Raw genomic sequence first — 23,709 nt, 5'->3', positions numbered from 1 at the left:
CATGCCCTGTTCCCAAGATAAAATGCGGATTGATATTATTTTCATAAACCTTGATATGAAATTACCCCTTACTTTTTAGTCGCATTGACTATCATTGCAAACGAAAATGTAGAGCGTAATTCCATGCGGTTGTTCTATACAGGGAAATAAAACGAAGTTTGGCCGTGACATTTTATTAATCAAATCTAAATACTATTTTATGAACAATTTTTATTTTAGAATGAGTATTAATCGTAAATCTGTTATTCTGCTGATTCTTCTTGCTTTGCAGATCTATAACAGTGGATTGGTATTTGCTCAGAACAGAGCCAAAAGTAAAGCGCCTATTACAGGAACAGTATCAGGCATTGTTTCGGCGGACGGCTTTTCTATGCCGGGTGCAACTGTAAAGAATGTGACTACAGGACTTGGGGTTATTACCGATGATAAGGGATTTTATAAAATTGGAATCACTGGTCCGAAAGACATCCTGCAATTCAGTTTTTTAGGTTATCAGCAAGTAGACCGCGTGGTAGGTGTATCGAAAAAGATTGATGTTACTCTGGAAGATGCATCCAAAGAATTGAATGAGGTTGTAGTAGTAGGCTATGGAGTAACAAAAAAAAGAGACATTACCGGTTCTATCGTTTCTGTGAGCAAAGAAGACATTGAACAGAAAATGCCGACTAGTATCTTCGATGCTTTGCAAGGTTCAGCCGCGGGAGTTATGATTTCGAGCGGATCGGGGCAACCGGGTGAAGGTGCTTCGGTTATAATCAGAGGTATATCGACCATGAATGATGCCGGCATTACTCCGCTATGGGTAGTAGATGGAGTTCCCACTACTGATATTGATAATATCAATCCTTATGATATTGAGTCGATGGAGGTGTTGAAGGATGCGGCATCAGCCGCAATATATGGGGCACGTTCTGCTAATGGAGTAATTATAGTCACTACTAAAAAAGGGACGGAAAAAGCTCCTGTATTGGAAGTAAGGTATCAGCACTCTTTGAGTAATCTTACGCATAAGTTGCCTCAACTGAACACAAACGAGTATCGCAGAATGCAAAAAGGATTGTTGGAATATGCTAATGGAGAAGGAAATGGACTTGTGTCGACAGCAGTGAAAAATGTATTGACCGCACAAATGAATGACTCTCTTAACGTATTGTTAAGTAATGATAATGACTATCAGGATATAGCTTTCCGAACTGCAAGAAAGGATCAGTTGGATTTAAGTTTTGGGGGTGGTTCTTCCAAACTGAAATATATGCTAATGACGGGTTTCCTGAATGAGCAGGGGATTATCAAGAATACATCCTTTAAAAGACTTTCCGCTCGTCTGAATGCTGACTATATTGCCACTTCCTATTTAACTCTGGGTACTAAAATCAGTTTTAGTTATGCGAAAAAGTCGGGAGTAGATGAAGGAGGATTCTTGAACAGTCTGCTTTCCCGTAAACCTAATCTGGCTCTTTATTACCCTGACGGAACACTTATTGGAACGTTGTGGGGAATTAATCCTATAGCTGCGAATCTGCAAACCAACTTTACAGATATATACAGAGGCTCGTTTTATCAATTTATAGAATTTAAGATCAATAAGAATCTGAAATTCACTACCAACTTTAACGTCAATATGTCGTTGCACAGATACAATTATATGAAGCCTACACTATTGAGTGATAGTTATCTTAATAATTTTGGTTCGCATAATAGTACGCTGAATTATGACTGGATGAATGAAAATTATTTTAATTATACAAAATCAATCAAAGATATACATAATTTCTCTGCTATGCTTGGTATTAGTTTGCAGGGCTGGAAGACGGAGACAGATTATTTCAGTGGCAAGAACTCGGCTACTGATGCGGTTTATACACAAAATGCATTTGCTGCGAATTTTGACCTTACTAAAACTGGTACAAAAGAAACAGCTCATAATATGGCTTCGGCTTTTGCAAGGGTCACCTACAATTACAAATCGAAATATCTCTTCGCTGCCAATCTGAGAGCTGACGGTTCATCCCGGTTTGCTAAAAATAAAAAGATTGGTTATTTCCCCTCTGCTTCGGCTGCATGGCGTATTTCTGATGAACGGTTTATGCAATGGGCTAGGAAAATCAAACTTAATGATGCTAAGTTACGGCTTAGTTATGGGGTCACCGGAAATGAAGCGATAGGTGATTATGACTCGCAGCTTTCTTATGATATAGGTGGAATTTATGATGGCATATCAGGAGTGACCGCTGCAAGAATTGCCGTAAATGACTTAGGTTGGGAACAAACGGCTCAAATGAACGTGGGTATCGACTTGTCCTTTAATAAAGGCAAGTATCAGATCACTGTAGATTATTTTGATAAAACGACTGATAATCTATTGGCAAATTATGAAATTCCCAAGGAATGGGGATTCAATACAGTGAGAAAGAATATTGGTTCTATTACAAATAAAGGATTGGAGTTATCTTTCACCGGTAATATAATAAATACTCAGAAAATCAGTCTGAATCTGAGTGCGAACATTGCTTTTAACAAGAATAAGGTAAAGGCATTGGCGGAAGGTGCTTCATATATCCACAACGATAAGTGGTGGATTTCAGAGGGACGTCCTCTTGGCGACTTCTATGGCTACACTTATATAGATGTATTTCAGTATGACCAGTCAAATGCCTTTGATTCTAATTGGGAACAACTTACTCCAATATTCCGGACAGATGGAAATGGAAATGCTGTAATCGATGCCAATGGTAAACATATACTTGACCATTACGAACTGGGTGGTGTTGTTTATGAAGGAGAGGTGAACCAGAAAAAACTGCCGGACGGTACTCCATTCCGTGGGGGAGATATAAATTGGAAAGAAAATCCGGAACAGAAAGATGGAATTATTGATGATAAGGACCGGACAGTTATCGGTAATGCCCAACCTGATTTTACCGGTGGTTTTTCTTTCAACTTCAGATATAAAAACTGGACCCTGTTTGCATCTGCTTATTATTCTATTGGCGGAAAGGTGTACAATCAGGCTAAATATAACCAGGACCAAGCTAGTATGTGGGCATTCTCAACAATTCCTTCTGTAGGTTGGTTGGATAACTTCTGGGTACGTCAGGGAGATAAGGTTACCTATCCAAGACCCTATCGGGATAGCTACCAGAACGATAGGGCTGTCAATTCATTCTATATTGAAGATGGTTCTTATTTAAAAATACGTAATATCCGGCTGAGTTATAGATTCAATCCACAGTTAGTAAATAAAGTGAACTTAAAAGGGTTGAATATCTATGCCTATGTCAATAACCCTTTTACATTTACCGGTTATTCGGGTTACGATCCTGAATTCTCTTCTTATAGCGCATTGTCCATAGGTGAAGATACAAACAGATTTCCTCGTAAGCGTGAGTATGGAATGGGGATAACAGCAAATTTCTAAAAACATCATTTATTAAAAATAATAGATATGAAGAAAATATATTTCAAATCATTACTAACAACAGTGATAATAGGATGTGTCAGCATATCATTCTCTTCTTGTAACTTTCTGGAACTTGACCCTATAAGTGAGATTCCTGCAGATAATATGTGGCAGAATCAACGGGATGTGAATGCCGGAATTGCTGAAATCTATTCTTCTTTCAGGACAGCCATGAAAACAAACTATTTTTCATGGGGGGAAATGAGATCGGACAACTTCGTGTTGTTCAATGAACTTCCTTCTGAATACTCTAATCTGATATCCAACCAGATGACAACTGATTTGCCATGTACCAACTGGGCTAGTCTGTACAAAGTGATAAGTAATACGAATTTTGCAATTCAGAATATACCTAATTCAAACATTACGGATTTAGCGCTAAAGAATGACTATCTGGCACAGGCTTATGCTATGAGAGCTTTATGTTATTTCTATGCTGTGCGGGTCTGGGGGGATGTTCCTGTATATCTGGAACCTGTAGACAATCTGGATAAAGGAGTGTATAAGACTAGAACGTCCAAGGAGGAAATTTATAATAATGTGATATTGCCAGACTTGAAACAGGCAGAGTTGCTTATTAATCCGGGAAATGTAGAAAGAAAAAGAATTTCACGAAATGCGATATACGCTATCCTGGCGGATGTTCAGATGTGGCTACAAGATTATGAAGGCGCTGAACAGACAATAGATAAGTTGATGTCGAATACTACATATACAGCGTTTGAGCCGGATATGGATAAAATGAAAAAAACATTCGTTGAAGACTTGAATAATAAAGTCTCAGATAATTCTCCGACTGTGGATGAATATGGCCCGGGCGCTAACGAGCTTATTTTTGTGATACATCAAAATATAGCAGAGGCTGGTTTGAATAACTACAGTCATATATGGACGGTGTTGGGGTGTGGCTCAGGACAAGGCTCGACCGTTGTATTGTCTCCCGGACTACAAAAAAAATATGAAGATGCAAAGGCAGCCAATCCAAGTGATATTCGTTTTGACAATTATCTGGCGGCTTCGGGAGGAGGAACGACCACCTATCAAGTTCATAAATATATTGCGAATGGAGCCAGAATCCCTTATCAGAATTATTTGAACTGCCAGATGGCATATCCTGTATATCGCTTTACGGATATCCTGCTGATGCAGGCAGAGGTAAAGGCATATCTTGATAAATGGCAAGAGGCTTTGAATATTATTGCCAGTACTGTAAGAGCCAGAGCAGGTGTCCAAACATTGACGCGTCCTTTGAGTAGTTTCGCATCACGAAAAGAGGTGGTCGATTATATATTGGAAGAGAAGCAGATAGAACAGGTAGGCGAAGGCAAACGATGGTTCGATTTAGTCAGAAATAATAGAGTACTGGAGGTGATGGGACCTATCAATGGAATGAAAAATGAAAATCAGGCATTGTTCCCTATCAATCAAACTTTGATTAACCAAAATTCTTCTTTGGAACAAAATGAAGGATATTAAAAAACGAAAAGCCATGAAACATATAAAATTTAATTTGTGTAATCTGTTTGTCTTGTTTTCTTTTGTCCTTGTTTACTCTTCCTGTGATAAACTGGAATTGCAAAAAGACTATGACTATAAGGGTGAAGCACTGGACCCTCATGTGGATATGACAGCATGGGAATTTATGAATAGCCGCCCGGATATTTTTTCTATTATGAAGGAGGCTGTTGAATATGCTGGTATGCAAGAGTATTACTCACAAACAGACTCTTTGATGACATATTTGTTTATTAATGATACGGGTATGCAGACTTTTATCAATAGCCGTGGCGGGTTGGTAATTACGCATGTCGATGTTGAGGTAGTCAGGAAGTTTTTGCAGTATCACATCATAAGAGGAGAGTATCATGCATATAATAAGAAATTGCCTGTTGAACCTATTTATGTAAAAACGATGCTGAAAGGAGAAGACGGGCTGCTGACTATTAAGGTTAACAAGTCTTCTGCCAATTCCGTAGGTTCTCCGATTGCTAACGGAAACATAGTGGTTAATGAAAGCGCCAGCAATTTTAAAAGTAAGAGAATAAGCTCTGTTACTTCCAATATATTGCCTGTGAATGGGGCTATTCATGTATTTTCCGATTATGCATACTATAGAAAAGATGCAAATTATACGCCTGCTTTTTAATATTTAATGACTGAATTATGAAAAGAATATACGAAATATTAATGTGTCTCTGTATTTTATTTATGCTGATATTGAATGGGTGCGGAGATAACGATACTGATTACTCAAATACGAGTAAACCGGAATTTTCTTTGATTCTGGATGAAATTAAGCCTGATATGAACACCGCTGATAATATTCCATTGGTGTGTGTCATCTTGTCTGAGGCGGGGTTACAATCTGTACAGATGCTGATTACTAAAGACGGAGTGGAAACTCCCTATAAAGAGGTGACAAGTTTCTACGATAAAACACAATACTCGGTGAAAGAACTGCCCTTATGGGAAGAAGGTATGACATCTTTCAGGCTGATAGCCACAGATGTGGCGAACAGGACAAGTGAAGTGTCCATACCTATTTCAGTAATCAAATACAAAGCTCCGCCTGTGATTACTTTTGAAAAAGAGGAAATTGTAATTGATGAGAATACAGGATCGATTGAAATCCCTATTACTAAATTTGAAGTGAAGGGGGCTACCAAACTTGTCAGTGTAGAAGTTAAGCTGTTCAGAAAATCCTCTATTGAGGATATTGTACTGACTCCGGCATTTGTGCAGAAAGACTCTTATAGTTTTGAGCAAGAAATAATATATACGGAAGGCGATAATGCACTGCAAGTGAAAGCTACGGATGAATATGGAAAGTCCAAGATAGAGACGTTGCCGATTAAGTATATTTCAATACCGGCTCCGGTACTTACAGTATCAGGTAGTACTACAATGGATGCAATTGTTGCCAATAGCGGAACGAATAAAACACTCACCTTTAATGCCAAGTCAAGCATTGGAATCATGGCAATAAATGTTTATAAGGTAGAGAAAGATGTTGAGACAGAACTTACATCGGTATCGAAAACCTATAATTCGGAGGAAGACGTTGACTTTACAGCAGAACTTCCAGATTTCGAACCTACATGGAATGCAGTTAAAGTGGTGGCATATGACCGGCTCGGACGTTCTTCGTCAATAGCGATAAATACTATAATCGATTTGAGTTATAAATCAAATATGAGAATAGGGTCGCAATATTATTCGAAAGTAGCAGATCCTGCATATCCTGATGCATATTGTTTCTTCTCAGTGAAAGACATAAAGACATATAGCCTGAGTGAATTCTATGCGAATATCCCTAATATAGATATGTATTTCTATTTCTTTACCGGAAATGTACGTTTGTATGAAGCTGTCACAAACCGTCCGGAAGGTGGATGGTCGGAAGATGCCGCAAATAATATACCTTCATTCTATACTTGGCCAGGTAGAAACACGATGAAGATAAAGAAATTTAAATCTGGTGTCTGGTCATTCAATTTCGATAATGTGACCTCTGCCGATCTCCAAAGTACCGCGGTGCAGAATTATCTGAATACGCCTCGGGTGACTGAAGACTTTGCGAATTATGTAGCCGGTGAAACTGCTTTCTTCCAGACATCAGCTTCTTCTACTGCTCCGTCAAGAATAGGTATCATGCGTATAGAATCTTTCACGGTAGATTCAAAAGATACTACTAAGGGATTTTATGTAATGTCCTTCAAGATTCTCCAGTGATTACTATTAGTAACAAATATTGAATGAAAAATATTGTAAACTTATTGGCTTTAGTCATTTTATTTTCCTCTTTCGGAATTGTTCCGAAAGAGGAAAAGTATGACCTCATTGTATATGGGGGAACCTCGTCCGGCATTATTGCCGCCTATGCAGCTTCAAAAGGAGGTTTGAAAGTTGCTATATTGGAACCGGGAAAACATATTGGAGGACTTACGACTAGTGGATTAGGTCATGTGGACATTGGTAATCCGGAGACAGTAGGCGGTTATGCCAGGGAATTTTTGAAAAGAGTGGGCAGTCATTATGGAAAAACTAAAATTCAGGTTGACATGGAAAGCTCTGTTGCAGAAAATGTTTTTCAGCAAATGTTGAAAGAAACCGGTGTGGATGTCTATTATCATTCACGGCTGTTATCTCGAAGAGGAGTTGTCAGACAGGGAAATAAGATTCAGAACCTCATCTTGGAAGATGGGCGGGAGTTTTCAGCCCGCATCTATATTGATGCAACTTACGAAGGTGATCTTATGGCTCAAAGTGGCGTTTCATATACGGTTGGTCGTGAAGCGATAAAGAAATATAACGAATCATCGGCCGGTATCCAGCCATATAAATTAGTCCGGAAATATAATGATACCCAATTGAAAGAAGTGAAACAACTGAGTGACGCCTTTCCTCTTGACTATGTGTTTTCGGATAGAGAGCAAGTGGGAGATGCCGATCATAGGGTGCAAGCTTATGTGTATAGACTATGTATAACCACGAATAAAGAGAATCAGGTGCCTTTTACTAAACCTGGCGGTTATGATCCGCAAAGATATGCCAATGTTCTTACCCGGATAAACAGGTTGAAACTCTTAACGTTGGACAAAGCTTTGACTTTGTATAAGTTGCCTAATCAGAAGTTTGATGTGAATCACATGGATTTGGTGAATGCATCATGGAAATATGCGGAAGCATCATATGAAGACAGGAACTATATAGAAAGCTATCATAAACATTATCAGCAAGGGCTGCTCTACTTTTTATCCAATGATGAAAAGGTGCCGGAACAGTTGCGGAATGATACAAAACGATATGGTTATGCTGCCGACGAGTTTGCAGACAATGATAATTGGCCTTATATGCTATATGTCAGAGAAGGACGCAGGATGATCGGAAAATATGTGATGAGGCAACAAGATGCATGGGATAATCCTCATAAAGAAGATGCCATAGCAATCGGCTCATATTTTATGGATTGTCATACTGTACAGCGTTTTATCACACCAGCAGGAGAAATGTTGGAAGAGGGAGAAATGAAACATGCTCCCTTCAGGCCATACGAGATTTCTTATGGAGCTATCATTCCCAAGCAGAAAGAGTGTGAGAACCTGTTTGTATCAGTATGTATGTCCGCCACTCATACTATTTATGGCTCATTACGTATGGAACCGGTTTTTATGATGACAGGTCACGCAGCCGGTGCGGCATCAGTTTTGGCTATAAGGGATAACCTGGCTATACAACAGGTTGATATACAACAGTTGCAGAAAGAGTTGATTTCGCAAGGACAAATCCTGCACTATACACCTGAAGACGAGTTTTATATTGATAAAGAAACGGTCACCGGATATGTTATGGATGATGCTGATGCAATCTTGACAGGACATTGGGGGCATTCTGTCAGTGCCGGTCCTTTTTTAATGTACGACTATCGGTTTGTGAACCAGTCGGCAACGGAAACTGCGGTCGCAGTGTTTGAACCCGATTTGCCCGGGAACGGTATTTATGAGATTCAAATTATGTATTCACCCGACCAGAATAGAAGTAAAGCTGTTCGTGTAGTGATAGAAACTGATGATGGAGAAAAAATAGTATTTGTTGATATGACACAGCAGATAGAATCTCCTGATTATTGGTTTAGTCTTGGAACTTATAAGTTTTCGAAAGTCGGAAAGCCGAAAGTTATCATTTCCAATCAAGGTACGGGTGGTATTGTAGTAGCCGATGGTATAAGGTTTATTAAAAAGTAAAATCGAATGGGAAAGAATCTGATTTATATATTATTATTGACCGTTTGGGTGGTGACGATGTCCTCTTTTACGCAAAGGACAGAAGTGGTGGTATATCCGATTCCTGAAGGTGAACCGGTAAGCAAAGCTTTTAGTCTTGAAGCGGGAGGTGAGGACATACCTGTGTATATAGCAAAAGTAGCTCCATTGGATAAGAAACTTCGCTATAAAGCGATGGATGATAAAATAAATTCGGCAAAATACTTTGATGAAGCGTCATTTGCTTATTTTGATATAGCTAAGAAGACAAAAATCAAAGTAAAAGCCGCAATTAAAATCAATACTTTTAAGATACTGCCTTCCTCGGCTAATATTGATGCCGGAATTAACGGTGATGAAATAGAATTTACTATTCATGCGGGGCAGAAACTAACTGTTGAAATCAATGATGATATAATTCATTCGCTGCATATATTTGCCAATTGCATTGAGAAGGATAGACCTGATCCGAACGATCCTGATGTTATTTACTTCGGACCGGGAATACATACTGTCAGCAGGCTGATTGTGAGGGATAATCAAACCTTGTATCTAGCAGGAGGGGCGATTCTGAAGACTATTGTCAGCGAACAGGAAAGGGAAGGGGCTGACCCGGTGACCGGGCTGAAAAAACAGCCTTATCATCCTTCGATAAGTCTTATCGGACAAAATATAAAAGTAAAGGGGCGGGGGATTATCGATGCCTCGCAATGTCCTACCCATGCACGGAATATGCTGATGGTAGAGGGACAGAATATTAGCATAGAGGGAGTGATACTCCGTGATGCGAGTGTTTGGACTGTTCCTGTAAGGATGTCCGACAATGTGCACATTAATAATATAAAGTTAATAGGTTATCGTGCAAATTCTGACGGGATAGATATCTGCAACAGTAAGAATGTACTGGTTGAGAATTGCTTTATTCGCACACTTGACGATTTGATAGTCGTGAAGACTTTGAGAGGGAAAGGAGAATGTAAGAATATAGTAGTTAGAAAGAATGTATTGTGGAATGAAGTGGCGCATGCCCTGAGTGTCGGTGCTGAAATAAACGATGACATAAGTGATGTTTTCTTCTCCGATTGTGACATAATCCATGATCAAGGCAGGGAATGGTCTTTGAGAATATATCATTGTGATGCCGCTAAAGTGAAGAATGTTCATTTTGAGAATATAAGAATCGAAGAATGCCGGAAATTAATCTCGTTATGGATTAATAAAGATGTTTGGACATCGGACACACATAGAGGACATATCGATGATGTCTATTTTAAGAACATTGTGGCAACCGGCAGTCCGGCGAATGTACAATTGCTTGGATATGGAGAATCCAATCTTGTCAATCATGTAGTCTTTAAAAATATTAGAATTAATGGGGCGGTTCTATTGGACGGGCAGATTGAAAAAAATGAATATGTAACCAATGTGATTATTGAAAAATAAACGAAATCATTAAAATAGAATTAGTTATGAAGAAATTAGTTTTGATAGTTATGTTAGCTGTAGGATCACTATCGGCTACTTATGCACAAGTGTTTGAAGAAAGTATGGGAACCGTTACCAAAAATGTAAGTATAGCCGGCCATTATGCTGCTAAAGGCTTTAAAAACTGTGAGTTTTTAAAATTTAGTGGTAGTGCTGAGGTGCAGTTGCAGGGTGCATCACCTCGCAATAGTATATATGCCACTCTTTTTGGAGAGGCGTCCAGAGGAGCAAATATCCGTATCGCTGATGTTCCGGGCACTGACTTTGTGATAAGTGGAATTAATACGAAAGATATTCAGTCACCGGTACTTGGTTTTGGCATACTCAAAGGAGTGGTTAAATCCAATGGTTCGGATTTAGCTGTGGAATATAGTCTGGATGGAAAGAAATGGAACCGTTTAAAATTTGATCCGCTGTCTGTTGAAGAAGGATCTGCGTTGGTATGGACATACCGTGTGACTTCGGAATTACCTCAGGCAAAGGAACTTGCTATACGTTTCAGACAGACTGGCGGCGGTTGTGTATTTCGTATAGATGATGTTGGTATTTCTTCTAAAAAAGACTAAATATGAAGAATAAAAGATATGCAATTGTTATATTGTTCTTTATCTGTACAGGTGTTTTTGCGCACAAAAAGTATGAAATAGTCTCGCCGGATGGAAAACTGAAGGTAAATGTGACGATAGATAAGACAATCAATTACTCTGTAGTACACGAGACTGATACGATGCTGTACTCTTCTGCTATTTCGATGGAAACCGATAATTACATATTTGGTAAAACGTCCGGAGTAAAAAGAACTGTTAGAAATTCTGTTGACCAGATGATCGTCTCTCCATTTTATAAAAGAGATAAGATACACGACTATTATAATGAACTGCTAATTCAGTTTAAGGAGCAATTTAACTTGGTATTCAGGGTATATAATGAAGGGATGGCTTATCGCTTTGTCTCTACCGGAACGAAGCCTTTTATAGTAAAAAATGAAGAGGCTAATTTTAATTTGGGTAAAAATAGAAAGGCTTATATCCCTTATGTAAGGAAAAGTGGTTCGTTTGAAGAACAGTATTTCAACACTTTTGAAAATACTTATGAGTATAAACCGGTAAATGAATGGAAAAGTGGACAGTTGGCTTTTCTTCCTCTCTTGGTGGAAGCAGACAAGGGGAAGAAGATATGCATAACTGAAGCTGACTTGGAAAGCTATCCTGGTATGTATTTACTCAATTCAAAAGGAAATAGTGTACTTCAATCTATGTTTGCACCCTATCCTAAACGTACGGCGCAGGGGAGTCATGATAAGTCAACTACGGTTGGAGGGCATAATAAAGTTGTTTTAGAACGCGAGCCTTTTATTGCAAAATGCAAAGGAGGACAAGCTTTTCCGTGGCGTGTTGTTATAGTGAGCGAAGAGGATAAGGAGTTGGTCGATAATGATATGGTCTATAAACTTGCCGAACCGTCTCGTTTGGACGATACATCGTGGATAGAGCCGGGGCAGGTTGCCTGGGAATGGTGGAATGACTGGAATATATCCGGTGTGGACTTTAAGAGCGGTGTTAACAACGAGACATATAAATATTATATTGATTTTGCCGCAAAAAACAAAATTAAGTATGTCATCCTTGATGATGGATGGTATGATAGAATGGAAGGAAGTGTATTTGCCGTGGCACCTGACATCAACCTTGAAGAACTTATCCACTATGCTTTGCAACGTGACGTAGGGCTGATATTATGGATGGGGTATTTTGTATTTGATAAAGATTTGGAGAAAGCTATAAAGCATTATGCGGGAATGGGAATCAAAGGATTCAAATTGGATGCTGTGGGACGGGATGACCAGCTTACTAACGAGTTCTATTACAAAAGTGCCAGGTTGGCTGCCGAACATAAATTGATTATTGATTTTCATGGCGGAGCCAAACCTGCGGGAATCAACCGTACCTATCCGAATGTCTTAAACTTTGAGGGGGTACATGGACTGGAACAGTTGAAGAATAAAAATTATGACTGTGATATGGTGACGTATGATGTAACTTTTCCCTTCATACGTATGGTGGCAGGAGCGGTTGACTATACACAGGGAGCTATGAAAAACGGTACAAAGGCAGATTATCGTTCCGTATGGTCGGAGCCAATGAGCCAAGGTACACGTTGCCGGCAGTTGGCAGAGTATGTTGTTTTCGAATCACCTTTGAATATGCTGTGTGATAGTCCGACAAATTATATGAAGGAACAGGAGTGTACATCATTTATTACTTCCATTCCTACCATATGGGATGACACTGTAGTCATGGACGGGGAGATAGGCGAATATATTTCTTTGGCCCGCAGGCGGGGAGATTCCTGGTATGTAGGTGCATTGACTAATTGGGATACACGTAGCCTTGAACTTGACTTGTCCTTTCTAGGGGAAGGTGCTTTTAAGGCAGAAGTTTTCAGAGACGGCATCAATGCAAATCGTATGGCGAGTGATTACGTGAAAGAAGTAGTGGATATATCCCCTGATAAGAGAATGAAGATATGTATGGCTCCCGGTGGAGGATACGTAATGAGAATAACTAAAAAATGAGGTAATGATTAAGAAAAAATCCTTGCTTATATCCCTTGTTCTGTTGTTTCCCTTTGTATTGTATGCGCAGCAGAGGAGGATTAATAGATACGGTTTGGACTTGGTAGCCGTTGGTGATAGTTATAAACTAAAAGACGAAAAGAAAATAAGGGAACTGAATGTGTTCAATCCAGACTCTGTGCCGGCAGATATGTATATTCCATATAAGAACGCAAGGTTGTTCATAAATGAATCGGAATATCATAAATGCATCACGAAGATTTTTACGTTTAAAACATATCCCGGTTATGAGTTGAAACTGGCGGTCGATTTGCCGGAAGAATCAGAGGGAAAACTTCCTTTTATTATCTGGATTCACGGTGGCGGATGGCATATGGGGGATTATAACGGGCATAGTTTACAATCGAGGTACCTGGCTTCGAACGGTATTGCCGGAGTGAGAATTTCCTATTCTTTATTGACGCAGAATGCCACATTTAAAGATACATGGCAAGATATACAAGATGCGCTTGCATTTATAAAAGTGCATGCGGACGAATTTGGGCTCGACCCGTCACGTTTCGGTTTCGCCGGTCATTCGGCTGGTGGACATCTATCTGCGTATGCGGCGATGCGTATTCCGGAAACGAAGCTGCTTGTCAGTTTCAATGGAATATATGATCTGGAACATACAGTTCCGGGATTTGTACCTTCAAGCCGGCACGATACCTATTTCGGTTTGTCCTCGATAGAAGACCGTAAATATGCTTCACCCATAACATTTGTCCATTCGGATGCACCTTATTGTGTGTTGACTTACAGTTCGGGTGATTTCCTCATTGACAAACAACAGATTGTAAGTTTTGAGGAAACCTTGAAGAAACATGATGTGAGCTATGAGATACTGAAAAAAGATTATTATGCCCATACCGCATTTGTCGGTACGGATTTATATGAGCCAATGCTGATGAAAGTCTTGATTTTGGCTCGCAAATACCTTTAAATAAGTAAGAATATGAAGCGCTTATATCATTTTATAGCTTGTATATTATTTCTATACACTCTATCTGCACAGAATAAGAACTACGATGTAGTTATTGTAGGCGGAACTCCCGGTGGAATCATGACTGCAATTGCTGCGGCACGCGAAGGAAAGAGTGTTTTGCTGTTGGAACGTACATCTCATATAGGCGGATTGCCTGCTAATGGTTTGGGAGCAACTGATATTACGACGAGAAATGCGACAACCGGCTTATTCCATGAGTTTGTATCCCGAAACAAGCAATACTATATTGATAAATACGGGAATAGTTCTCAGCAGGTCAAAGATTGCAGTGATGGATATCATTTTGAACCTTCGGTAGCCGAACAAACTTTCCATAGTATGATAAATACTCAAGGAGATAGAATAACTGTTTTATATAATCGTCAGTTTGACTCCGAGCCTCAGAATATAAAACGGAGTGGAAAAGTTATAGAAGCTGTCAGGATACTGAATAGAGATAATAGGCAAATAGAGACTTATATGGGCAAAGTTTTTGTTGATGCAACTTACGAAGGAGATTTGGGGGCGGCAGCGAATATACCTTTCAGGGTAGGGCGTGAGAGTCGTGATGAATTCAACGAAATTTGTGCCGGAAAGATCTATCGTCATTGGGGTGTACAGTTTGGCAGGGGGATAAAAAGCCATTTCAACGGCTACGAAGGTTATGAGTCGGAAGGTACTACTTATCAAGGAGATAATGCAGTGCAGGCTTATAACTACCGTCTGTGTCTGACTAATGATAAGAGTCAGATGAGGCCTGTTTTGCGACCTGAAAATTATAACAGAAATGAATATATATCTCTTATAGAAGATGTCTGGACGGGAAGAAATACCGGAGTAGATATGCAGAATATAACCCGGGAACAGATGGAAGCAAATCGTGAAAGTCTGAAGAAAGGAAATAAGACGATTATTCCGGGAGATCCGTGGGGAATTGCTAAAATAACTAATATGGTGAAGTTGCCCAATGCAAAAACAGATGCCAATAACCAGCACATGGCTTTTATATCGACAGATTTGCCCGAAGAAAACTGGCCTTGGCCTACCGCTGGTTGGGAGTGGCGCGACAACTATGCAAAGAGGCTTAAAGATTATACTCTCGGTCTGATTTGGTTTGCGCAGAACGATAAAGAACTGCCTCGGCATTTTCGTGAAGCTTGCAAAGAATGGGGTTTGTCTACTTCCGAATATCTTGATAATGAAAATTTCCCTCGTCAGGTTTATGTCCGTGAGGGGAGACGCTTTGAAGGCATTTATTTCTTTACGGCGAATGACGCTCTGCCTGTAACTTTGGGACAGCGTCCGCCAATTCATAAACAAAGTATAGCTGCCAGCCATTATGCCCTTGATTCGCATGCTGTTCTTAAACGTGAAGAAGGACGGGCGCATCTTGAAGGCTTTTTCGGATATGAGTCCGTGCCATATACCATTCCATTTGGCGTTATGGCATCCGGAAAGGTTGATAATCTTCTGTTTCCTGTTCCTGTATCGGGAAGTCATATCGGCTTTTCAACATTGAGAATGGAACCATGTTGGATGGCATTGGGTGAAGCCGCTGGAATAGCTGCTGCGCAGATGATAGAACAAAAAAAGCCGGCACAGGAACTGGATATTGAGACTGTCCAGCAGAAACTGATAGCCAACAAAGCGACTTTGATGTACTTTAAAGATATATCTATAGATTCTCCGGACTTTGCAATGGTACAATATATGGGAATATCCGGTTATATATCCGCTTGGAATGCTTCATTGGAAGATATGGCAGATAAAGAACTTGTGAAGGATTGGACTACGATGTCGGGATTGAAAATCCCGGTACATATGACTAAACGTAAAGAAATTCTATACTTTATTTATAACCAGAAAATTAAACAATCATGGGACAATTAAATGATATGATGAAAAGGAGAAGTTTAACTCTATTGCTGACAAGTGCTATATTGTTTATGGCAGCATGTTCCGCAAATAAGAAAGACTCCGTGGATTATTGCAAATATGTCAATACTTTTATTGGAGGAGCTGACAATGGACATACCTTTCCCGGAGCTTGTGTACCTTTCGGACTTATACAGGCCAGTCCTGAAACGGGTAATGACTCATGGCGTTATTGTTCCGGATTCAATTTCGCAGATGATTCCATTATCGGATTTGCACAAACTCATCTCAATGGTACAGGTTGCCAGGATTTGGGAGATATTCTTATTTTACCCTTTAGTGGTACAATAAAAGACGGAGTATATAAGAACAAGTTTGATAAGTCGACTCAAAAAGCTACCCCGGGATACTATTCGGTAACTTTCCCGGATTATAATATCAATGTAGAAGTAACATCTACCGAAAGAACTAGCTTTTATAATTTCACTTATAATGAGGATGCTCCTTCAAGGCTTTTGGTAGATATGCAAAGCGGTATTGTGTGGCACGACAGGGCTTTGAGGAAACACGTTCGTGAAGCAGAAATTCATATGCCTGATGAATATACGATCACCGGGCACCAAACTGTGAGCAATTGGGTAAAAAGAGATTATTATTATATTATCAAGTTTGATAAACCTTATGTTGTCAAAGAAGAGTTACCGATGAGGGAATATGAAAAAGCCAAGCGTCTGGTACTGGAATTTGACATGAAGAAAGGTGAAAAATTGCAGGCTAAGATTGCCATGTCGACTGTAAGCGTAGAAGGTGCAACCGCATCTTTGGAGAAGGAAAATCCGGCATGGGACTTCAAGCAAATAAAGGCACAGGCACATGATAAATGGAATAAACTATTGTCTGTTGCCGATATAGAAGGAACGGATGAGCAGAAAATCAATTTCTACACATCGCTTTATCACCTTTATATCCAACCGAATAATATAGCTGATACTGACGGGCGTTACAGAGGAGTGAATGATAGTGTATTTACTTCTGCCACAGGCGCCTATTATTCTACTTTCTCTCTTTGGGATACGTATCGTGCCGCTCATCCGTTATATACGATACTGAATCCTGATAAAGTAGATGATTTTGTACAGTCAATGCTTGACCATCATCAAGTGCAAGGCTTTTTACCTATATGGACGTTATGGGGCAAAGATAATTATGCCATGATAGGTAATCATGCCGTTCCTGTTATTGTAGAAGCATATCTCAAAGGATTTAGAGGTTTCGATGTTGAAGAAGCGTTCGAAGCGATTAAAACTTCTTTGACTGTCAGCCATCGTAAGTCGGACTGGGAAGTGTATATGGAGTATGGATATTATCCGTTTGATAAAATTGAGGTAGAATCGGTTTCCCGGACATTGGAGTCTTCTTATGATGATTATTGTGCTGCTATGATGGCAAAAGCACTTGGTAAGCAGGAGGATTATGAATATTTCATTAAACGTTCCCGGTTTTATGAAAATCTTTTTGACCCTGAGACAAAACTGATGCGTGGAAAAGATTCCAAAGGCAAATGGCGTACTCCGTTCGACCAATTCGCTTTATCTCATGCTGCAACATCCGGAGGAGATTATACAGAAGGAAACGCATGGCAATATACATGGCATGTGCAGCATGAACCGGAAAAACTGATTGATATGATGGGCGGCAAAGAAACATTTGCTTCGAAACTTGATTCTTTATTTTTTCTTGACACAGTGAGTGAGAGTGAGAATACAGGTTTTGTATCTGACGTTACCGGATTGATAGGACAGTATGCTCATGGCAACGAACCGAGCCATCACGTGACATATCTCTATCAATATGTAGAACAGCCATGGAAAACACAGGAACTTGTCAGAGAAATATTTGACCGTTTTTATCAGCCCAAAGCTGACGGATTATGCGGGAATGATGATTGTGGTCAGATGTCTGCATGGTATATATTTTCGGCAATGGGATTTTATCCGGTGGATCCGGTTAGCTTGGAATATATAATTGGTGCTCCACAAATAGATAAAGTCAGTTTGAAATTACCTGATGATAAGGTGTTTGTAATGAAAGCAACCGGATTGTCAAAGACAAATAAATATGTGAAGTCAGTTTCTCTAAATGGAAAAACTTTGGAAGAGTTCAAGATAAAACACTCTGATATCATGGAAGGAGGGACGCTGGAGTTTGTAATGACAGACAAACCTGTAAGTAAATAATTGTTATGGTTAAATATAGCGTGAAGATGAAGAAGAAAATAAGATTGGGGGTATTGATATGGTTGTTGATAGGCGGACCAGGCTCTGTAATGAGCCTGACTGCTGCCTCTTATGTGAAAAATCCGGTTGACTATGTGAATCCGTATATAGGTAATATTAGTCATTTGCTAGTCCCTACATATCCGTTAGTGCATCTGCCGAACAGTATGTTGCGGGTTTATCCCCAAAAAGAAGAATATGGCTCGGATAAAGTTCGAGGATTGCCTTTACTTCAAATTAGCCATCGTGGTTCCTTTGCTTTCAATCTTTCTCCTTTTCAAGGCAAGGAGTGCGAGCTTTCACAATGCTTCGATTTCGATTATGATAATGAAGTAATAAAACCTTATTATTATAAAGTTGATTTATGCAAGCAACAGCTTCATGTTGAATTTGCTCCTTCCCATCAATCTGCGATTTACCATATTGATTATAGGCAGAAGACAACGACGCCTTATCTGATATTAAATGGTGGAAGTGGAAAATTGGAAATCAATAAGAACGTAATTTCCGGTTATCAAAATATGCAAGATAACTTTCGGGTATATATTTATATGGAAATGGATGTAGAGCCGAAGAGTACAGGTGTTTTTAGCGCTGGTAAATTGAATAAGGATAAGCGGATATCAGAAGGGGATGATGTTTGTGTGGTTGCTGCGTGGGATATAACTTCATTATCTTTGGGTGTACGTTATGGAGTTTCATACATTAGTGTTGACCAGGCAAAGAAGAATCTGAGACGGGAAATTAAGAATTTTAATTTGGAGAAAGTAGCCGATGAAGGCCGCCGCATATGGAATAGGAAACTAAGTAAAATACAGGTTTCCGGAGGTACTCAAAATGACCGTTGTGTGTTTTACACTTCTTTATACCGTTGCCTGGAACGTCCGGTTAATATCAGTGAGGACGGGCGTTATTTCAGTGCATATGATAATAAAATACATGAAGATGATGGTTACGACTATTACACGGACGATTGGATTTGGGATAGTTACAGGGCAGCTCATCCATTAAGAGTTTTGATAGACCGGAAGAAACAGGTTGATATTATACGCTCTTATTTAAGAATGGCAGAGTCAGCTTCCGAATATTGGCTTCCTACCTTTCCGGAAGTGACAGGCGATTCTCGACGAATGAATTGTAATCATGGAGTAGCCGTAATAGCGGATGCCTGGTATAAAGGAGTACGTGACTTTGATTTGCAGAAAGCATATGATTATGCCAAAAGGGGGATGGAAGAGAAAACACTAGCACCTTGGTCAAGTGCAAGAGCAGGTTGGTTGGATAAGTTTTATAAAGAGCAGGGATATATTCCCGCACTTGTTCCCGGTGAAGAAGAGGGCGTCTTGGAGGTTAATTCTTTTGAGAGGAGACAATCCGTGGCTGTTACCTTAGGCACTTCTTATGATCAATGGTGTCTGTCACGCCTTGCTGAAGCGCTAGGGTTGAAGAAAGAAGCCGATTATTATAATTCATGCTCCTATAATTATCGTAAATTATTCAATCCGGCAACTTCTTTTTTCCATCCGAAAGATAAAAATGGGAATTTTATAGAACCGTTTGATTATCGTTTTTCTGGTGGGATAGGGGCTCGTGAGTATTATGGTGAGAATAATGGTTGGACTTATCGTTGGGATGTCCAGCATAATATTGATGATTTAGTCAGACTGATGGGGGGAGCTGACAATTTTATTAGAAATCTAGATACTACGTTCAGAGAGCCGCTTGGCAAGCCTAAATATAAGTTTTACGCCCAGCTTCCCGATCATACGGGAAATGTGGGTCAGTTCTCTATGGGAAATGAGCCGTCTTTGCATATTCCTTATTTGTATAATTATGTACAAGCTCCGTGGAAGACACAACAGCGTATCCGTTCTTTGATTCATCAATGGTTCAGAAATGATTTGATGGGAATGCCCGGTGATGAAGATGGTGGCGGTCTTTCTTCCTTTGTCGTTTTTTCTATGATGGGTTTTTATCCTGTTACACCTGGATTGCCGGTTTATCAGATAGGTAGCCCTTTCTTTTCATCTGTTAAACTGCAATTGGATGATGGGAAGATTATGGAAATTACTGCCCGTAATTGCTCAATGGATAATAAATATATTCAATCTGCTAAATTAAATGGAGAAACCTGGTCAAAATCTTGGTTCACTCATGAAGATATTGTAAATGGTGGTAAGTTAGAATTTGTTATGGGGAATCAATGTAATATACATTGGGGAAAGAACACTGATGCTGTTCCATCTCTGTCATTGCTATTAAAATGATATCGAGCAAAGAAACGTAACCAGGAAAGGAACACTGAAATCGACAACAAAACCATGAAAGATGGAAATGATTACAAATTCCTTTCCTGAATATCGGGTAATGATAGGAAGAGTGGTATCCATAGTCGTAGCTCCACCAACGGAGATGGGGGCAAGTTTTCCGAAATACTTCACTAGCAGCGGGGCACATAGTAAAGCTATGATTTCGCGCATGATATTGGAAAGCAGTGCGATAGTTCCCAGTTCGGGACCTTTGTATTCGGTGATAAAAATGCTGGAGAGCGAATAATAACCGAATCCAGCTCCTACAGCCATACAATCCACAGCACCCCGTTGGCTCATAAAAGCTCCGGCTACCGCGCACCCTGCTAATGTACCGAGTATTGTCATGATAGGAAGAAATACAAGTCGGGGATTCAGTGAACGGAAACTTTTCAGCGTGTTCGGGTCGTTGCCGATACTAATCCCTACGCAGAACATCAAGCCGCAGAGGGCATAATAACTGAGTTTACTGTCGGTGAAATCATACGGGATGAGATGATACACTCCGCAGAGAGTACCGATAATGAAGAAAGAAACGATAATCAGGCTGCCTTTCATGCTTCTGTCTCCTTTCCCCTATTCCTTATATATAACAAGTACCATAGCCCCCATGCGCATAGGGTACTTCCTATGACAGCGGCTAGAGTAATGATGACAGCTTCCAGTCCGAGAGTAGGCAGTCCTTTGATGATCGTTTCGTTTCCGCCTACATCAATCCCGAGCAGGAATAGCAGCGTCCATATCAGAAAAGTAATGATTTTGTGTATCCATGTCAACCGTTTGCTGCGTAGAAGGTAACCAATGAGCATACCTGTCAGCATGATTCCGATGATAATAAACATAATTCGTATCTGTTTTTGTTTGCAAAGATAATTGAAAATGTATGTTCTCATCCTTCTTTGGAGTAAAATAAGTATTAAAGAACCGTTTGGTTGGAAATAACCGGATTTATTAATATATTTATTGCGGCAATTAATATCCTGTTTGATGCGGAGATTAAAACTATATCATCTGTTTTTCCTCAGTACGTTAAAAATAAACGTTCCGCTGTCCTTGTTGGCCTGTCTGCTCATATCAAAGGGCGACTGGACTATCTTTTTTGACTCCCTTCCGTATATGTTGGGCGGTGTGGGGATTATAACAAGCCTGCTTTATAAAGAAGTCATGGAGAAAGAGGCCTATTACTTTTATTATAATTCCGGCATTCCGAAAAGGAATTTGATCGTCTTTACATTTATTGTTTATTGGTTCATCCTTTGGATTATAAGATTATGCGTCATCAGCTTGAGATAGATAGTGTTATCAAAAACTTCGGCACCAGGCAGTTGCTGACAGATGTTTACCTGAAGATAAATACGGGTGACATCGTCGGGCTGTTCGGCAGGAATGGTACGGGAAAGTCTGTGCTTATGCAAATAATCTTCGGAACAATGAAAGCCGACCGAAAATTTATCCGCTTGGATGAAAGTAAAATTCTTCCTGTTCCTTATCAATATCCCGGGGTGATTGCTTTTCTGCCACAGTGCGGTTATCTTCCCAGGCATCAGAAGATAAGGCAATTGGTTAGCTACTACCTGAAGGAAAAGGAAGCAGACGACTTCTACAAAGACGATGAAGTGGCACAATCGTGCATGGAACGGCGCGTATCACAACTTTCCGGTGGTGAAAGGCGCTATTTGGAAGCCAAATTGTTACTATTTGGCAACACCAAGTTTGTATTACTTGACGAACCGTTTGATTACCTTTCTTTCCATTTGGCGGAAAAATTGATAGAACAAATCAATATACATTCGGCAGACAAAGGTATTGTGATTACTGACCATAACTATGAAAAAGTGTTGGAAGTAGTAACCCGGCTCACTCTGATCCGGGACGGTGCATTGATGGAACTTACCGATAAACAGGGACTGATAGAACAAGGTTATCTTTTACGGTTGTGATATTTGGGAAGGATGATAGGGATTGTTGCGCTTACTTCCGTACTGATTCCTACTATTCCTGTGCCACCGTGCACATTGCCGGGATATTTGATTGGTTCGTCGATTGTCTCGTCATAAATGTCGGAATCTACAAGGTTAAGTGCTTTTAGATAATAATATTCTACTTCCGTGATGCTTCTTAAACGGATAATGACATCCATTGCATTAAAATATCCCTCTTCGCCGGCAGTTTCGATGTGTGTGCTGTTATATACTGTCATTGTATAAGATGTGTCTTTGAACCGGGAGTCGTCGAATACCCCGTAGATATTCCTTGCCGTGTCAAATATTCCGTTATCCTCGTCTTCTCCGGTAGACGGTTGCCCGTCTGTCAGTACAATGTCTTCACGCCCGATGAATGAGTAACTGTGTTTTGTCCAGAAGATGTACTCGCCTTTTCCCTCTTCTTCATAATTATATTTCCATAGAGTAGTTTGTTTGTCCACCACAATGCGATAATAATTAGTTTCACCGGGACGGTCTTTGAGGGTTATCCGGTAACGAAGATAATTCATTTTGTGACCATATTCCAACATTGGGACGGTGAGGGTGTCTATGTTTTCTATTTCGGCAGGGCGTTGAGGAACCGTTACTTCTGCCCACGCATGATATTTCCCGTCATCAGTAAGTGCGTCGATACGTACCACGTCACCGGGAGTAAATTTGCTTGTAATGTTGAAGCGGCATTGCGGATCTCCTTCCTGTTCCGGTGGAAGAGGACGCAGGCTTTCTGCCAGTTGCCCGTTGACGCGTACCTCTATCGTTGCGTTTTGAATATGAGTTGTAGCTTCCTTACCTGTGACGTTGAGGAAAAGAAGATTAGTCTGGCTTTCAGTATTAATCAGTGCGTTCATCACCAGTTTGGGCGGATTGTCCTTGATGCTGAAAGGAAGCTCGTTTTCACAAGAAACGATTGTCAATGTTACAATCAGTGCGGATAAATAGTATATATAACTTTTCATTG

Annotated in this window: 16 protein-coding genes; 13 read left to right on the top strand and 3 right to left on the bottom strand. The window is 40.0% G+C overall.

Annotated features, from left to right (window positions below):
- Positions 1–199: 199 nt before the first annotated feature.
- Genes BacF7301_RS00225 through BacF7301_RS00170 form a run of 12 tightly spaced genes read left to right on the top strand, consistent with a single transcriptional unit; the run spans position 200 to position 20,724 of the window.
- Positions 200–3,418: a SusC/RagA family TonB-linked outer membrane protein gene (locus BacF7301_RS00225; protein ID WP_167959437.1), complete on the top strand. Its 3,219-nt coding sequence runs from the start codon at positions 200–202 to the stop codon at positions 3,416–3,418.
- 27 nt (positions 3,419–3,445) lie between these two features.
- Positions 3,446–4,936, top strand: a complete 1,491-nt coding sequence (locus BacF7301_RS00220; protein ID WP_167959436.1) for a RagB/SusD family nutrient uptake outer membrane protein — start codon at positions 3,446–3,448, stop codon at positions 4,934–4,936.
- A gap of 13 nt (positions 4,937–4,949) precedes the next feature.
- A complete protein-coding gene (locus tag BacF7301_RS00215) occupies positions 4,950–5,606 on the top strand; it encodes a hypothetical protein (protein WP_245208302.1) in 657 nt (218 codons plus the stop codon).
- Positions 5,607–5,623: 17 nt separating this feature from the next.
- Positions 5,624–7,192, top strand: coding sequence for a hypothetical protein (locus tag BacF7301_RS00210; RefSeq protein WP_167959435.1), 1,569 nt, complete (start codon positions 5,624–5,626; stop codon positions 7,190–7,192).
- A 23-nt stretch (positions 7,193–7,215) separates the two neighbouring features.
- The gene (locus BacF7301_RS00205) at positions 7,216–9,204 is read left to right on the top strand and encodes an FAD-dependent oxidoreductase (protein WP_167959434.1); all 1,989 of its coding nucleotides are present in this window, start codon (positions 7,216–7,218) and stop codon (positions 9,202–9,204) included.
- A gap of 6 nt (positions 9,205–9,210) precedes the next feature.
- Positions 9,211–10,665, top strand: coding sequence for a glycosyl hydrolase family 28 protein (locus BacF7301_RS00200; protein ID WP_167959433.1), 1,455 nt, complete (start codon positions 9,211–9,213; stop codon positions 10,663–10,665).
- 26 nt (positions 10,666–10,691) lie between these two features.
- Entirely contained in the window at positions 10,692–11,273 is a 582-nt protein-coding gene (locus BacF7301_RS00195; RefSeq protein ID WP_167959432.1) for a hypothetical protein, read from the top strand.
- Positions 11,274–11,275: 2 nt separating this feature from the next.
- Entirely contained in the window at positions 11,276–13,282 is a 2,007-nt protein-coding gene (locus BacF7301_RS00190; RefSeq protein ID WP_167959431.1) for a retaining alpha-galactosidase, read from the top strand.
- A 4-nt stretch (positions 13,283–13,286) separates the two neighbouring features.
- Positions 13,287–14,264 carry an alpha/beta hydrolase gene (locus tag BacF7301_RS00185; protein WP_167959430.1) on the top strand — a complete coding sequence of 326 codons (978 nt, stop codon included), beginning with the start codon at positions 13,287–13,289 and terminating at the stop codon, positions 14,262–14,264.
- Positions 14,265–14,276: 12 nt separating this feature from the next.
- Positions 14,277–16,196, top strand: a complete 1,920-nt coding sequence (locus tag BacF7301_RS00180) for an FAD-dependent oxidoreductase (RefSeq protein WP_167959429.1) — start codon at positions 14,277–14,279, stop codon at positions 16,194–16,196.
- An 8-nt stretch (positions 16,197–16,204) separates the two neighbouring features.
- Positions 16,205–18,418: a GH92 family glycosyl hydrolase gene (locus BacF7301_RS00175; RefSeq protein ID WP_167967056.1), complete on the top strand. Its 2,214-nt coding sequence runs from the start codon at positions 16,205–16,207 to the stop codon at positions 18,416–18,418.
- Between the two features lie 26 nt (positions 18,419–18,444).
- Positions 18,445–20,724: a GH92 family glycosyl hydrolase gene (locus BacF7301_RS00170; protein WP_209319484.1), complete on the top strand. Its 2,280-nt coding sequence runs from the start codon at positions 18,445–18,447 to the stop codon at positions 20,722–20,724.
- Here BacF7301_RS00170 and BacF7301_RS00165 read toward each other — a convergent pair.
- Together BacF7301_RS00165 and BacF7301_RS00160 are read right to left on the bottom strand one after the other, a co-directional pair.
- Positions 20,716–21,324, bottom strand: a complete 609-nt coding sequence (locus BacF7301_RS00165; protein ID WP_167959428.1) for a LysO family transporter — start codon at positions 21,322–21,324, stop codon at positions 20,716–20,718. The two genes, BacF7301_RS00170 and BacF7301_RS00165, sit on opposite strands and share 9 nt — an antisense overlap.
- On the bottom strand, positions 21,321–21,608 hold the full coding sequence (locus BacF7301_RS00160; protein ID WP_167959427.1) for a LysO family transporter: 288 nt from the start codon (positions 21,606–21,608) through the stop codon (positions 21,321–21,323). The genes BacF7301_RS00165 and BacF7301_RS00160 overlap by 4 nt, the downstream gene beginning before the upstream one ends.
- Positions 21,609–22,037: 429 nt before the next feature.
- Between BacF7301_RS00160 and BacF7301_RS00155 the strand changes: the two genes are divergently transcribed.
- Entirely contained in the window at positions 22,038–22,706 is a 669-nt protein-coding gene (locus tag BacF7301_RS00155) for an ATP-binding cassette domain-containing protein (protein ID WP_167959426.1), read from the top strand.
- Here the strand turns inward: BacF7301_RS00155 and BacF7301_RS00150 are convergent.
- Positions 22,688–23,707: a DUF4249 domain-containing protein gene (locus BacF7301_RS00150; RefSeq protein ID WP_167959425.1), complete on the bottom strand. Its 1,020-nt coding sequence runs from the start codon at positions 23,705–23,707 to the stop codon at positions 22,688–22,690. The genes BacF7301_RS00155 and BacF7301_RS00150 overlap by 19 nt on opposite strands.
- Positions 23,708–23,709: the final 2 nt, after the last annotated feature.

This window comes from Bacteroides faecium (assembly GCF_012113595.1).
Taxonomy (GTDB): Bacteria; Bacteroidota; Bacteroidia; order Bacteroidales; family Bacteroidaceae; genus Bacteroides; species Bacteroides faecium.
The sequence above is the reverse complement of the archived record's forward strand: the minus strand, read 5'-3'. Positions and strand labels throughout refer to the sequence as shown.